A 13163-nucleotide genomic window follows, 5' to 3' on the forward strand; every position below is an offset into this window, starting at 1 on the left:
CTATTTAAAATATTTAAAAAACAAAAAAATGAGCAAACTATAATTAGTTCACCCACTTAAAGTAAAACAAGTATACTTAAATCAAATCTTCTACTGATTCAATATCAACAATATCACTTTGATACTTATATTTTTCCATTTGATATTTATAGAAATATACGATGCCGAAACTCAATGTTGTAATGAATATTAATTTATTCATGTCTATACCTCATATTCTATAATATTAATTATTTAATTTTTATATTATCATTTTTATATGTATGTGTAAATATACCCTATACTGAAATGATAACTATTGGAACGCTCCTTCTTTATAAATCACTTTTTCTTTATTTCCATCTATAAACTTGTCATAGTTTTCTTTTTGAAAGTCACTTAGCAACACTTTAGATGTGCCATATTTTAATACACCCGCTTCAGTTACAATTCGCATTTTTCTAAATAACATACCATCTTTAAGTCTTATCTCTATAACAGGTGCATAATCTAAAATATCAGCATCTTTAATTTCAAAAGTTTTAAATGCAATAGTGACACACGCAAACGTATCTTCTCCTAAATAATACACATGTAAGTCTTCTTGCTTATGTTGTCCTACTAAAAATCTACCTTTAACAAAATTTAACTCAGGATATTTTAGTTCTAAATAATCTATTAGTTCATCTTCTTTTAATTTAAATTGCATGGTCTCATCCCCTATATCAATTTTAATTCATTAAAAATCATTAAACTTTCCTATAATAATAGCCATTCATTCTTTTTCAAAATGAATGGCTGAATTTATAGCTGTATTTTATTTTCTTACTAAATTTAATAATTCTACTTACATATGATTTTTCTTAAAAGCAATTGGTAAAATTATGCACCTGCATTTGATGCAATAATATATCCTAAAGTGAACCCTAAAATAGCAAATACTATTGCAGCGACGATAATGATAATACCGTGTGTCTTTTTACCTTTACTAATTGTTAAAGCACCAAACACAATTCCTGCTGGGCCAAAAATAATTGGTAATACTATTAGTGATAGCGCAGAAAATACCCATCCAAGGATTATAAAAACTAATGCATTATTATCTTTTTGTTGTTCAGGCATATTTTACCCTCCTTATGTTTATCTAAATTAAATATACATTTTTTTGATGAATTTGTTAATACTATTTAATCTTTTTTTACAATATAAATATAGAAAACAAAATATTAATTCATAAATTTACATTTACATATAAAAGAACAATTCAATGGTGGTAATAATTATATACTTTCATAAATTAAAATATTGCAATACCTATGATATAATTTAACTATAATAATCAAACAATTCAGAACAAAAACAAGAAGAGATTTCAATGCTTCTACAACGGAGGGGAATATTTTGTTAACAAAAGTATTATATGGGAAATCCGAAATAGATGTTGAAGTTCCTGACGATAGCACAGTCATAGAACCCTTAAATATTGATCCAGTGGAAAACGTAGAGGGAACGATTAAAGATGTATTACAACATCCTACCAACTCGAAACCTTTAAAAGACATGGTTAAAAGTAGTGATACAGTTTCTATTGTCATTAGTGATATTACACGACCTACACCTAACCATATATTGGTACCGTTATTAATGGAAGAGTTAAGTCATGTACCTCGAGAAAACTTTGTGATTATCAATGGCACTGGCACACATAGAGATCAAACACGAGAAGAATTAATAAGTATGTTAGGCGAAGACATTGTTGACACTGTTAAAATTGTTCACAATCATTGTAATGAAGAAGAAAGCTTAACAAAAGTTGGCCATAGTCAATATGGTTGTGATGTTTATTTAAATAAAGACTATGTAGAATCTGATTTTAAAATTGTGACTGGTTTTATTGAGCCTCACTTTTTTGCAGGTTTTTCTGGTGGTCCTAAAGGTATTATGCCAGGTATTGCTGGAATTGAAACCATTCAAACTTTCCATAATGCCCAAATGATTGGCGACCCTCGTTCAACTTGGGGAAATTTAGATGATAATCCTGTCCAAAATATGGCTCGTGAAGTAAATAAAATGTGTAAGCCACACTTTATGTTAAACGTTGCATTAAACAAAGATAAAGAGATTACTGCAGCTTTCGGCGGAGAAGTTTTTGAAGCACACAAACAAGGTTGTGCCTATGTTAAAGAACATGCCATGTTTAAATGTGATCAACGATTCGATGTCGTTATTGCCTCTAACTCAGGTTATCCACTTGACCAAAACCTTTATCAAACTGTTAAAGGTATGAGTGCTGCAAGTAAAGTGGTTAAAGAAGGCGGTAATATTATTATGGTTTCTGAATGTGCAGATGGTTTCCCAGATCATGGTAAATTCGCTGAAATTTTCAAAATGGCAGATACGCCTCAAGGTATTTTAGATTTAATACATGATCCTAACTTTTCTGAAGTTGACCAATGGCAAGTACAAAAACAAGCAAGTATTCAAACATTTGCCAATGTATATGTATATTCAGAGTTAACTGACCAACAACTTAAAGACTCAATGCTTAATCCTACATCAGATATCGAAAAAACATTACAAGAATTAGAAGAATCGTATGGTCGTCCATTAACGATTGGTGTCATGCCTCAAGGTCCATTAACAATTCCATACGTAGAAAATGAATAATTTAAATTACTTATAGGAGGAATTCAACATGACTAATATAAACAATAAAGAAGAAAAATTAGATCAATTATTAAACAATATGGGAAGTGTAGTTATCGCCTTTTCTGGTGGTGTAGATAGTAGTCTCGTTCTAAAAAAAGCAATCGACAATTTAGGAACTGAAAATGTAATGCCTGTTGTAGTCAAATCTGAACTTTTCCGTAATGAAGAATTTGACCAAGCTATCGAACTTGGTAATAGCTTAGGTATTCATGTAGTAGAAGCTGAAATGTCTGAATTGAATGATGAAAATATTATTAAAAACACACCAGAAAGCTGGTATTATAGCAAACGTTTGATGTATAGCAATTTAGAAGATATCAGAAAACAAGTCGGATTTAACTATGTTATCGACGGAATGATTATGGATGACTTAGAAGATTTCCGTCCTGGATTAAAAGCTAGAGAAGAATTTAATGTTCGAAGTGTACTTCAAGAAGCTGAGCTATACAAATCTGAAGTACGTGATTTAAGTCAACAACATCATTTACCAGTTTGGAATAAACCAGCATTATGTAGTTTAGCTTCAAGAATTCCATATGGTGAACCTTTAAGCTTTTCAAAAGTAAATAAAGTTAATGAAGCAGAAAAATATATTCTAAGTCTAGGCGTTAATAATGTTCGTGTACGTTATCATCAAAATATAGCACGTATTGAAGTAGAAGATGATGCGTTATCTACAGTTATTCAAAATAAAACAAATATTACATTAAGACTTAAAGAGCTAGGATTTGACTACGTAACTATCGATTTAGAAGGTTATCGTACAGGTAGTATGAACGAAGTTATAAACACTAAGTCATCTGAATTTTAAGTATTAATTCTAATAATTATAAGGATGTCAAAATATGAAAGATAACAACGAACAACTAGAACAAATTCTAAATAAGGTTCACGACAATCAAATATCTGTAGAAGAAGCGAAAGCCCAACTCCGTCATTACGACGAATTGGGCTTTGCTAAAATCGATTTACATCGTGCACAAAGACAAGGTTTCCCTGAAGTCATCTTTGGACAAGGTAAAACTAAAGAACAAATTGATCAAATTATCGAAAGTTTACTTAATACCAATCAAACTATTCTCGTAACTCGAGTGAATAATGACAAAGCACAATATATTATCAATAAGCATCCACAATTACAATATCACGATTTAGCGCAAATTATATCTAGTCCAATTGGCGCCATACCAAAATCTAATGCGTATATATCAGTATTATGTGCTGGTACTTCTGACTTACCTATCGCTGAAGAAGCAGCTTTAACAGCAGAAGTCATGGGCACAAATGTTCAAAGATTTTATGATGTAGGTGTTTCAGGTATTCACCGCCTTTTTGAACATATCCAAGATATACGTAAAGGTCATGTTTCAATTGTTATAGCAGGTATGGAGGGTGCATTAGCTAGCGTTGTTGGAGGATTAGTGGATCATCCTGTTTATGCAGTGCCTACTAGTGTAGGTTACGGCGCTAATTTAAATGGGATAACAACATTATTATCAATGATAAATTCATGTGCGCCTGGAACAAGTGTACTTAATATAGATAATGGTTTTGGTGCTGGTTATAATGCTTCGATGATTATAAATATGTTGGAAAATAAATAGAAATGGAGACACTAATATGAGTAATGCATTGTATTTAGATTGTCATGCCGGTATTGCTGGTGACATGCTATTATCCGCACTTGTAGATATAGGTGCTAACCCTCAGGAAATTGAAAATGAATTAAAAAAATTACCCATCGATACGTTTTCATTACATTTTAATAAAGTAATGAAACAAGGTATACAAGCCACGTCACTGAAAATTGATTTTGAAGAATCACATCATCATCGTAAAGCTTCTGATATTTATAACATTATAGATAATAGTACTTTAAATGATAGAGTTAAAACGCGTAGCAAAGCTATTTTCAATGTTATTGCACATGCTGAAGCTAAAATACATGGTATGTCAGTAGGCGAAGTTCATTTTCATGAAGTAGGCGCTATGGATTCAATCATTGATATCATTGGAGGCTGTATTGCTCTAGAACTTTTAGACATAGATACCCTTTATTGTTCACCTATTCCAACAGGAAATGGTCGAATAAAAATCGCACATGGTATTTATCCAATTCCAGCACCAGCTACTGCAGAAATATTAAAAGGAATCCCTTTAGCTCAGTTTAATGTATCTAGTGAATTAACTACACCTACTGGGGCAGCTTTTGCTAAAAGTCTTGTAACTTCGTTTGGTACATTTCCTGCAAATACAATGAAGAACATTGGTTATGGAGCCGGAACCAAAGATTTCGACTTTCCAAATGTGTTAAGAGTCATTCAATTTGAAGTACTAGACCAACAAAATGAAGCTGACCAGGTACAGGTCATAGAATGTCAAATTGATGATATGACCGCTGAAATGTTAGGTGATTTAATGGAAAATACTTTAAATCAAAAGGTATTGGACATATTCTACACACCAATTATTATGAAAAAACAACGCCCAGCTACTCAACTTACAGTTATTTGTAAACCAGATGATAAATCAACTATCGAAGATTTCATACTTACACATACATCAACATTAGGTGTTAGAAGCTATACAGTTAACCGTCGTATTCTAAGTCGTCAATATCATGATATTGAAACACCTTATGGCAATGTGTCAGTTAAATTAGCTTATAAAAATGATGAATTAATCAAAGCCAAACCAGAATTTGATCAAATCAAAGAAATCGCCAAAAAGTATAATCAAAATATCCAAACTATTTACCAACAAATAACTAAATGTATGGTTGAACAACTCAATTTATAATATAAAAATAAACCAACAACTACACATCATCAAAGGATGATTTTGAAAGTTGTTGGTTTATTAATTATTTATTCAAATGCGTCAAATAATTCTTTGCTTGAGTTATTCCACATATCTTCATTATGATTTTGTAAAAAGTCTTTAAGTACTTTTTTATTCTCTTTACCAATATGATCGATAATAATTTGATGTTTCATAGATTTATCCATCATGTTCACATGTTCAGGCATACTTTTATACCCACGACGAATGCTTTTATTTACTAATAAATAGCATCCCGTTACACCAGCGTAATATGGGCCATGTTCTCCTCTTTCAGTAGTAACCCAACAAAGCCAGTATTCTTTTGCTTCTTCGCCTTCTACTTCTGATTTGTCGGTAATCCATTTAACACCTTTTTCAACTTTAGCACGTGCATGCATGCCACCAATATCAATAAAAGCTTCTTGATTTGCAACATCTATAAATACTGGCGCAATATTATCTAAAGTAATTGAACCAATATTGGTACCTTTATGTCCATCTAAGGGATCATTTTTAATAATATTAAAATTAAAACCTTTCTTTTCTGACACGTAGGCCACCTCCTCTGACAATTTCCAACTGAATTCTATATTAAATGAGCAAACAATTTCTATCAATCGATTGATTAATTTAATTCATTTAAAAGATTAATAATAGAACCTTTTATCTCTTCATCCTTAATATTTAAAATCAATTCTTTTGGATAATATAATTTATAATCTTCTCTATTAATTCCTGTAATACTATTAATGACTAATGATTGATTACTAATCTCTCTAATTGAACCATCTCTTCTTAGTAAGTGAATGGGTTTACGATTAGAACCTGGTCGATCATAATCGTAAGGTAAATCTGAAAACGACTCGCTCACAAAGTAATAATTAGGATTAATTCCTCCCGCTTCAAATAACTCTTGAAGTTCTGAAATTGTTATTATTGAGCCGTCAAACGGAATATATTTAAATAAATCACGATTAATAAAACGACGTGATAAATCACTTAAAATCTTATCATCTTCATCAACCCATTTTTTCAAATAATAGATAACAACTGCTTCGTCTAAATCAACATATTGTTGAATTGTCATTGTCCCTTCGAAAAATGGTATAAAATCTTCAGGTGATTTCTTAAATTGATACCCTTCATTATATAGTTGTTTAGCTCTTTTCAGACAGTTATTTAATAATACCTCTCCGCCTCTGCTGACAGGATGGAAATATATTTGCCAATACATTTGATAACGACTCATGATGAAATTTTCAACTGCATGCATACCACTTTCTTTAATTAAAACTTCATCTTTAGAAGGTCTCATCAAACGTAAAATACGTTCCATATCAAAAGCACCATATGATACTCCAGTAAAGTAAGCGTCACGTTGTAGATAATCCATTCGGTCTGCATCAATTTGTGATGAAATCATAGATATGACTAACTTATTATCGTGAGTCTTATTAATTACATCAGCTACTTGTTGTGGAAATGTAGCTGAAACACGACTCAATACTTCATTTACTTCTGTATTTCCAGTAATAATTTCCTGAGTAAATGCCTCATGATCTGTATTAAAAATCTTTTCAAAGCTATGTGAAAACGGTCCATGACCTAAATCATGTAACAACGCAGCACACAAGGCAAGAGGACGGTCTTCATTATTCCATGCATCGCGACCTTCAAACGTCTCATCTATCATACGACGCACTATTTCATAAACACCTAGAGAATGCCCGAATCGACTATGTTCAGCTGTATGAAAGGAAAGATATAATGTGCCAAGTTGCTTAATTCTACGTAATCTTTGAAATTCCCTTGTCTTCACTAAATCCCAAATCAATTGATCTTTAACATGTATATACCTATGTATAGGGTCTTTGAATACCTTTTCCTCTGCAAGTTTCGTCGTTGCATACGATGATTGTGTCATGAAATACCTCCTTTTAAAGGGAGACATATATTTTTATGTCCCCTAACATTTACTCTATAAACTCTATTAAATTTAGTTAGTAGTCATAATCATTGATAGCATATATTCATTGTAATTTTCTTTAAAATAAAAATGATTGTGATCTAAAAGACTTTCTTCATTAATGCTAAATTCATGACTTCACCATACATTTCTGGTTGATAAGATCTTATAATTTCAAACCCTTGTTCTTTATAGAAATGAATACCTTCATCATTTTGATTATCAACTTCTAAGAAAACCGTGTCATACTTCCCTTTAAATGACTCTAAACCTTTTTCTAATAACAACGTACCATAGCCTTTATGTTGAGACTCAGGATGTACATAATGCGCTGATAAATATAATTCTTCACCATAAATAAAATTGGCAAAACCTACAATTTCTTCATCTTCTTCTGCAACTAAAAATAATTGTTCTTGCATTCTTTTCTTTAAATGTTCTTCGTTATATGACGCTGCTAATAATTCATTGATTGTGCTAGCAGCATAAATATTTAAATACGTATTATACCAAGCTTTTGTTGCTACATCTCTAATCGCTATCGCATCTGTACTTGTTGCTTCTCTGACTCTATGCATTTTTGTCTCCCCTAACAATTACAAGTTATTAATAAATGCATTATATCATATATGTATCGTATTCATTTAACGCAGCGTATTTAATTTTATATACTTATATATTTTTTAAAATTATCTATGAAAACAACTCATAAAAATTCATATTTTGTATTCTTCGTATTGTAAGAAGTACTATAAACATAACAAAGCCCTTCACTAATACATAAGCGAAGGGTCTTATATTGTACTACAAGTTATTTACATTAATTCTATTGTTTGAATAAATGATTCCATTCTCTCGCTTTTTCTAATGCGTAATTGTCTTTCATGATATCGCCAGGTCTTTCAGCTGTACCAATAATGTAACCAGCGAGTTCTCCGCCAATAAATTCTAATGTATATTTCATTTGATCAACACAAGGTTTAGACTTCACTTTCGGACAGTCTCCACCTACTAATATTAATCTAAAGTCTTTTTTAGACATTATTTCTTTAAAATCTGAATATCTTTCATCTACCATTGTTTCTGACCAATGATCAATAAACGCTTTTAATGATGCTGATAAACTATACCAATAAATTGGCGACGCAAAAATGACAACATCACTTTCTAGCACAGTTTTGATTAATTGTTCATAATCATCTGGATATGAATCTATCTTCTTATCATTATGACGTACATCTCTTACTGGATTTAATTGATATTGTGTAACGTCTATCCATTGGTGTTCAACATTTTCTAATGCGTATTGCGTTAATTGCGCTGTGTTTCCTTCTGGACGACTGCCACCGAATAAAACTGTAATCATTACCCTTTCCTCCTTATCTATTATTCTTTAAGTAAGTTGCTCAACTATTCAATATGTTTTTTTACCCGTTAAAGTTAAAAATATGTATCAGAGAATGAAAAAATTTTAACTATTATATCTAATCAATTGGAATTATATAAATTTAAAATATCCCGTAAATCGCCAATATTTAGCTTATTTACGGGATTAATTTTAAAAAAGGTTGGTTTATTTATTTGTTAATTGGAAATAGAGAATCGATTTTATCAATTTCGTCTTGTGATAATTTTACGTTAGCCGCTTCAATATTTTCTACCACTTGTTCAGCACGTTTCGCACCTGGAATTACAACATCTAACGCTGGACGAGTAAGATAAAATGCTAACACTACATTAGCTATAGTTGTATCATGAGCTTCAGCAATATCTGTAAGCTGTTTTACTCGACGTACATTATCTTTAAATACCTCAGGTTTAAAGTCTCTTCTTGTCGCACGATGATCTTCAAATGTTGTATCTTCATCATATTTACCCGCTAGAATTCCAGACGCTAATGGGAAATATGGCACGAATGTAATTTGATTATCAGCAGCGTATGCCATCACTTCTTCATTTTCTCTATGCAATAAATTATATTCTAATTGAACAACATCTACTAAACCATCTTTATTTGCTTCTTTTAATTGATCTAATGTGAAGTTAGATACACCGATTGCTTTAATTTTTCCTTCTTCTTTTAATTCTTGTAATGCTGCAACTGCTTTATCTTTTGGCGTATTATCATCTGGAAAATGAATATAAAATAAATCAATATAATCTGTTTGAAGACGTTTTAAACTGTTTTCAACTTGTTGTTTAATAAACTCTGGATCATTATTTTGATGTACATCATTGTTTTCATCGAAATAATGAGAGCCTTTCGTAGCAATTTTGACTTGTTCTCTTGGATATTCTTTCACAACTTCTCCAACTAATTCTTCAGAACGTTCTGGACCATAAATAAATGCTGTATCTAGTAATGTAATTCCATTATTAATCGCTTGTCTAACAACTTCTTTACCTTGTTCTTCATCTAAATTTGGATAAAGATTATGTCCACCTACAGCATTAGTACCTAGTGCGATTGGAAATACTTTAACATCTGATTTACCTAATGTTACTTCTTGAGCCATTCTATTCATCTCTCCTTCAGCGAATTGTATTTTAATGCTTTATGTTTACCCTAAAATTAAACGTATCATTCATATAGTAATATTTGATATTATAAAGTAACTATGAGAAGGAGTTGATTAAATGAGAATTAATGTTTTACAACATACACCAAATGAAGGTGTAGGAGCTATTGGTGATTGGGCAAAAGAAAATAACCATGACTTATATATCTATCATCCCTATTTTTATAACGGTGTATTACCAACTGCAGACGAAACAGATTTACTTATTATCTTAGGTGGGCCTATGAGTCCTAATGATACAGATGAATGGATTTATAAAGAAAGAGAACTTATAAGAGACTTATTAAAAGTGAATAAGCCAATGTTTGGAGCTTGTTATGGTGCACAACAAATTACAAAAGCGATTGGCTACACAGTAAGTAAATCACCAGTGAAAGAAGTTGGTTGGGATAAAGTTTACCTAGAAACTGATACTATTCCATACTTACCAAAAGAATTAATGGCTTTACATTGGCATGAAGAAATGTTTCAAATACCTAAAAATGCCGAGCTATTATTTTCAAGTGAGCATTTAAACAATCAAGTCTTTCTACTAAATCAAAATGTAATTGGATTACAATTCCATTTTGAACCAGGGCCTTACGACGTTAAAGAAATCGTTATTAATGACTATACTTATGCAGTTGATTCAGTATTAAATCAAACGCCTCAAGAGATTATTAACTATGATGTACCTGAGGAAAATAAAGAAGTCATGTTTAAATTATTAGATTTCATAACGCAATCATAAGATTAATTAAAAATCGTACTTTTAATCTCTTCAAATTTATACTCCTTGACTATTAATTAATTTTTTTATTTAATGTAACTATAACAGTTACATTTTGGAGGATGTTATGAACTTAGAGTTTAATATTGCGATTCATGTGCTCGCTTTCTTAACAAAACATAATCATCAAAGATATCACAGTACAGCATTAGCAGAACTTACTTGCATTAACCCTGTTCAATTACGACGAGTTGCAACGCTTCTTACCTATCACGATTATATTGTCACCATTCGTGGAAAAAGTGGTGGCTACCAGGCTAATGATATGACAAAACATGTTAAACTGTCTGACTTATATCAATACTTTGTGTTAGATAAACAACCTAATCAAAAACGTATTTTTACAGGGAAGCAATCAAGTCATTGCATCATAGCAAGACATATTGCCGATACAATGACATACCATCAAAACCAAGAAGCAAATCATATATTAAACTACTATAGTTCTATAACTATCCAAGATATAGTTCATCAAATACAACAGGAGGACAACATCAATGAACAAATATGATCTAATTATTATTGGATTTGGTAAAGCCGGGAAGACATTAGCAAAATTCGCAGCAGCACAAGGACAACAAGTCGCAATGATAGAGCAATCATCTGCTATGTATGGCGGTACTTGTATTAATATAGGGTGTATCCCATCAAAAGTACTTGTTCATGACGGAATTACAGGTACAAAATTTGAGGATGCATTTTCAAGAAAAAAAGAAGTTGTACAAGCATTAAATCAAAAAAACTATCAACTTTTAGCAAACGACGAAAATATAAGCGTATTGAATTATAAAGCGCAATTTAAATCAAATACTGAAGTTCATTTATTAGATAAAAACAACGACATCATTAACACTATTACAGCCCCACGTATCATTATTAATACTGGAGCTAAAGCAAATATTCCTAATATTAAAGGTATCAATAATGCTAAACATCTATTTGATTCCACTGGTTTATTAAATATATCTTATCAACCTAAACATTTAGTAATCATTGGTGGGGGTTATATCGCTTTAGAATTTGCCTCTATGTTTGCTAATTTAAATACTAAAGTAACCATCTTAGAACATGGTTCAAAATTAATGCCTAGAGAAGACAGTGACATCGTTAATGCAATTATTAATGACTTAGAGAATAAGGATGTTACTATTTTAACTAATGTTAATACGACTGAATTGATTGATGATGTCGACAAAACCATTATTAAAACCACTCAAGGAGACTTTGAATCTGATGCTGTATTACTTGCGACAGGACGTAGACCAAATGTCGATTTAGGATTGGAAAATACTGATATCCAATTAACTAAAGATGGTTCAATAGCAGTGAACGAACATCTACAAACATCAGTAGCACATATTTATGCAGCTGGTGATGTTAAAGGTGGCATGCAATTTACTTATATATCATTAGATGATTATCGTATTATACAATCTCATCTTTATGGAGGTGGAAATCGTACAACAGAAAATAGAGGTTTCATACCTTATACTATGTTTATAGATCCACCATTATCTCGAGTTGGAATGACTAGCGATCAAGCTAAATTAGCAAATTATAATTATATAGACAAGCTACTTCCCGTCAATCAAATTCCTAGACATAAAATTAATAATGACAGTCGAGGATTATTTAAAGTAGTCATTAATAAAGAAAATCATCAAATTTTAGGTGCATCATTATATGGTAAAGAATCAGAAGAAATGATCAACCTAATTAAGTTAGCAATGGATCAAAACATTCCATATCAAGTTTTAAGAGATAATATCTACACACATCCAACAATGTCAGAATCATTCAACGATTTGTTTAACATATAAAGAAAGAAGCCATCATTCGTTAATATGATGGCTTCTCTACTATTATTTCAATGCTTTTTTCTTTTCAAGTTTTTCTTTTAATTTTCTATCTTGTTCTTCTTTACGTCTTTTACGTTCTTCATTACGTTTTCTTAAACGTTCTTCTTCTTCAGGATCTCGAGGTTTTTTCAGTTGTTTAGTAACCTTTTCAATTAATTCCTCTTCAGTTAAAGCAGCTAGTGGACGATTATTTACGAATGCAAAAGTCTTACGTCTACCCGGACCACAATATGACTGACAACCTATTTCTATTTCAGCTTCAGGGTCTAACTTTTCTAATTTCTTTTGCAACGTTTTTATATTAACTGCCTGACATTCATCGCATATTAAAAATTTAATTTTCATATTGTCATCGCCCACCTTTCTATATTTATGTATTATTACTTTTTAATAGTTATCTATTTTTATAATTGTGCTTCCTAATCTATATATAACTTTAATTATTTTACTCTTTTTACCAAAAAATTCAAGTTACTTTT

General features: G+C 31.1%; 16 protein-coding genes. 7 read left to right on the forward strand and 9 right to left on the reverse strand.

Annotation, left to right across the window (positions count from 1 at the left end):
• Nucleotides 1-76: 76 nt before the first annotated feature.
• From Q4528_RS03420 to Q4528_RS03430, 3 genes are all read right to left on the reverse strand, one after another.
• Nucleotides 77-202, reverse strand: a complete 126-nt coding sequence (locus Q4528_RS03420; RefSeq protein ID WP_017636361.1) for a hypothetical protein — start codon at nucleotides 200-202, stop codon at nucleotides 77-79.
• A gap of 93 nt (nucleotides 203-295) precedes the next feature.
• Nucleotides 296-688 carry a hypothetical protein gene (locus tag Q4528_RS03425; protein ID WP_017636362.1) on the reverse strand — a complete coding sequence of 131 codons (393 nt, stop codon included), beginning with the start codon at nucleotides 686-688 and terminating at the stop codon, nucleotides 296-298.
• 173 nt (nucleotides 689-861) lie between these two features.
• Nucleotides 862-1101 carry a hypothetical protein gene (locus tag Q4528_RS03430; protein WP_017636363.1) on the reverse strand — a complete coding sequence of 80 codons (240 nt, stop codon included), beginning with the start codon at nucleotides 1099-1101 and terminating at the stop codon, nucleotides 862-864.
• 279 nt (nucleotides 1102-1380) lie between these two features.
• Between Q4528_RS03430 and larA the strand changes: the two genes are divergently transcribed.
• The 4 genes from larA to larC are packed head-to-tail and all read left to right on the forward strand — an operon-like array spanning nucleotide 1381 to nucleotide 5487.
• The gene (larA, locus tag Q4528_RS03435; RefSeq protein WP_046466402.1) at nucleotides 1381-2646 is read left to right on the forward strand and encodes a nickel-dependent lactate racemase; all 1266 of its coding nucleotides are present in this window, start codon (nucleotides 1381-1383) and stop codon (nucleotides 2644-2646) included.
• Nucleotides 2647-2674: 28 nt separating this feature from the next.
• Nucleotides 2675-3499 carry an ATP-dependent sacrificial sulfur transferase LarE gene (gene larE, locus Q4528_RS03440; protein WP_029056390.1) on the forward strand — a complete coding sequence of 275 codons (825 nt, stop codon included), beginning with the start codon at nucleotides 2675-2677 and terminating at the stop codon, nucleotides 3497-3499.
• Between the two features lie 34 nt (nucleotides 3500-3533).
• On the forward strand, nucleotides 3534-4292 hold the full coding sequence (gene larB / locus Q4528_RS03445) for a nickel pincer cofactor biosynthesis protein LarB (protein ID WP_029056389.1): 759 nt from the start codon (nucleotides 3534-3536) through the stop codon (nucleotides 4290-4292).
• A 16-nt stretch (nucleotides 4293-4308) separates the two neighbouring features.
• A complete protein-coding gene (gene larC, locus Q4528_RS03450) occupies nucleotides 4309-5487 on the forward strand; it encodes a nickel pincer cofactor biosynthesis protein LarC (RefSeq protein WP_046466401.1) in 1179 nt (392 codons plus the stop codon).
• A gap of 68 nt (nucleotides 5488-5555) precedes the next feature.
• On the opposite strand, the gene Q4528_RS03455 is transcribed toward larC, so the two are convergent.
• The 5 genes from Q4528_RS03455 to Q4528_RS03475 form a co-directional block, all read right to left on the reverse strand.
• The gene (locus Q4528_RS03455; RefSeq protein WP_017636367.1) at nucleotides 5556-6062 is read right to left on the reverse strand and encodes a YwhD family protein; all 507 of its coding nucleotides are present in this window, start codon (nucleotides 6060-6062) and stop codon (nucleotides 5556-5558) included.
• Between the two features lie 74 nt (nucleotides 6063-6136).
• The gene (locus Q4528_RS03460) at nucleotides 6137-7435 is read right to left on the reverse strand and encodes an HD domain-containing protein (RefSeq protein WP_046466400.1); all 1299 of its coding nucleotides are present in this window, start codon (nucleotides 7433-7435) and stop codon (nucleotides 6137-6139) included.
• A 143-nt stretch (nucleotides 7436-7578) separates the two neighbouring features.
• A complete protein-coding gene (locus Q4528_RS03465) occupies nucleotides 7579-8055 on the reverse strand; it encodes a GNAT family N-acetyltransferase (protein WP_017636369.1) in 477 nt (158 codons plus the stop codon).
• 248 nt (nucleotides 8056-8303) lie between these two features.
• The gene (locus Q4528_RS03470) at nucleotides 8304-8843 is read right to left on the reverse strand and encodes a flavodoxin family protein (protein WP_303520537.1); all 540 of its coding nucleotides are present in this window, start codon (nucleotides 8841-8843) and stop codon (nucleotides 8304-8306) included.
• 211 nt (nucleotides 8844-9054) lie between these two features.
• Nucleotides 9055-9993, reverse strand: a complete 939-nt coding sequence (locus Q4528_RS03475) for an aldo/keto reductase (protein WP_017636371.1) — start codon at nucleotides 9991-9993, stop codon at nucleotides 9055-9057.
• Nucleotides 9994-10114: 121 nt separating this feature from the next.
• Here Q4528_RS03475 and Q4528_RS03480 point away from each other — a divergent pair, with 121 nt between their 5' ends.
• From Q4528_RS03480 to merA, 3 genes are all read left to right on the forward strand, one after another.
• A complete protein-coding gene (locus tag Q4528_RS03480; protein ID WP_046466399.1) occupies nucleotides 10115-10786 on the forward strand; it encodes a type 1 glutamine amidotransferase in 672 nt (223 codons plus the stop codon).
• A 106-nt stretch (nucleotides 10787-10892) separates the two neighbouring features.
• The gene (gene hypR / locus Q4528_RS03485) at nucleotides 10893-11336 is read left to right on the forward strand and encodes a redox-sensitive transcriptional regulator HypR (RefSeq protein WP_017636373.1); all 444 of its coding nucleotides are present in this window, start codon (nucleotides 10893-10895) and stop codon (nucleotides 11334-11336) included.
• Nucleotides 11323-12645 (forward strand): hypothiocyanous acid reductase MerA, encoded by a 1323-nt coding sequence (merA, locus tag Q4528_RS03490; RefSeq protein WP_303520538.1) that lies wholly within the window; start codon nucleotides 11323-11325, stop codon nucleotides 12643-12645. The genes hypR and merA overlap by 14 nt, the downstream gene beginning before the upstream one ends.
• Nucleotides 12646-12687: 42 nt before the next feature.
• Here the strand turns inward: merA and Q4528_RS03495 are convergent, their stop codons facing one another.
• Nucleotides 12688-13029, reverse strand: coding sequence for a YuzB family protein (locus tag Q4528_RS03495; RefSeq protein WP_046466396.1), 342 nt, complete (start codon nucleotides 13027-13029; stop codon nucleotides 12688-12690).
• Between the last annotated feature and the right edge of the window lie 134 nt (nucleotides 13030-13163).

The organism is Staphylococcus pasteuri, assembly GCF_030547725.1.
Taxonomy (GTDB): Bacteria; Bacillota; Bacilli; order Staphylococcales; family Staphylococcaceae; genus Staphylococcus; species Staphylococcus pasteuri.

What these genes read in the sequence shown, in the direction of transcription:
- Q4528_RS03420 (WP_017636361.1), bottom strand. Translation starts at nt 202, where the DNA reads ATGAATAAATTAATATTCATTACAACATTGAGTTTCGGCATCGTATAT.
- Q4528_RS03425 (WP_017636362.1), bottom strand. Translation starts at nt 688, where the DNA reads ATGCAATTTAAATTAAAAGAAGATGAACTAATAGATTATTTAGAACTA.
- Q4528_RS03430 (WP_017636363.1), bottom strand. Translation starts at nt 1,101, where the DNA reads ATGCCTGAACAACAAAAAGATAATAATGCATTAGTTTTTATAATCCTT.
- larE (WP_029056390.1), top strand. Translation starts at nt 2,675, where the DNA reads ATGACTAATATAAACAATAAAGAAGAAAAATTAGATCAATTATTAAAC.
- larB (WP_029056389.1), top strand. Translation starts at nt 3,534, where the DNA reads ATGAAAGATAACAACGAACAACTAGAACAAATTCTAAATAAGGTTCAC.
- larC (WP_046466401.1), top strand. Translation starts at nt 4,309, where the DNA reads ATGAGTAATGCATTGTATTTAGATTGTCATGCCGGTATTGCTGGTGAC.
- Q4528_RS03460 (WP_046466400.1), bottom strand. Translation starts at nt 7,435, where the DNA reads ATGACACAATCATCGTATGCAACGACGAAACTTGCAGAGGAAAAGGTA.
- Q4528_RS03465 (WP_017636369.1), bottom strand. Translation starts at nt 8,055, where the DNA reads ATGCATAGAGTCAGAGAAGCAACAAGTACAGATGCGATAGCGATTAGA.
- Q4528_RS03470 (WP_303520537.1), bottom strand. Translation starts at nt 8,843, where the DNA reads ATGATTACAGTTTTATTCGGTGGCAGTCGTCCAGAAGGAAACACAGCG.
- Q4528_RS03475 (WP_017636371.1), bottom strand. Translation starts at nt 9,993, where the DNA reads ATGGCTCAAGAAGTAACATTAGGTAAATCAGATGTTAAAGTATTTCCA.
- Q4528_RS03480 (WP_046466399.1), top strand. Translation starts at nt 10,115, where the DNA reads ATGAGAATTAATGTTTTACAACATACACCAAATGAAGGTGTAGGAGCT.
- hypR (WP_017636373.1), top strand. Translation starts at nt 10,893, where the DNA reads ATGAACTTAGAGTTTAATATTGCGATTCATGTGCTCGCTTTCTTAACA.
- merA (WP_303520538.1), top strand. Translation starts at nt 11,323, where the DNA reads ATGAACAAATATGATCTAATTATTATTGGATTTGGTAAAGCCGGGAAG.
- Q4528_RS03495 (WP_046466396.1), bottom strand. Translation starts at nt 13,029, where the DNA reads ATGAAAATTAAATTTTTAATATGCGATGAATGTCAGGCAGTTAATATA.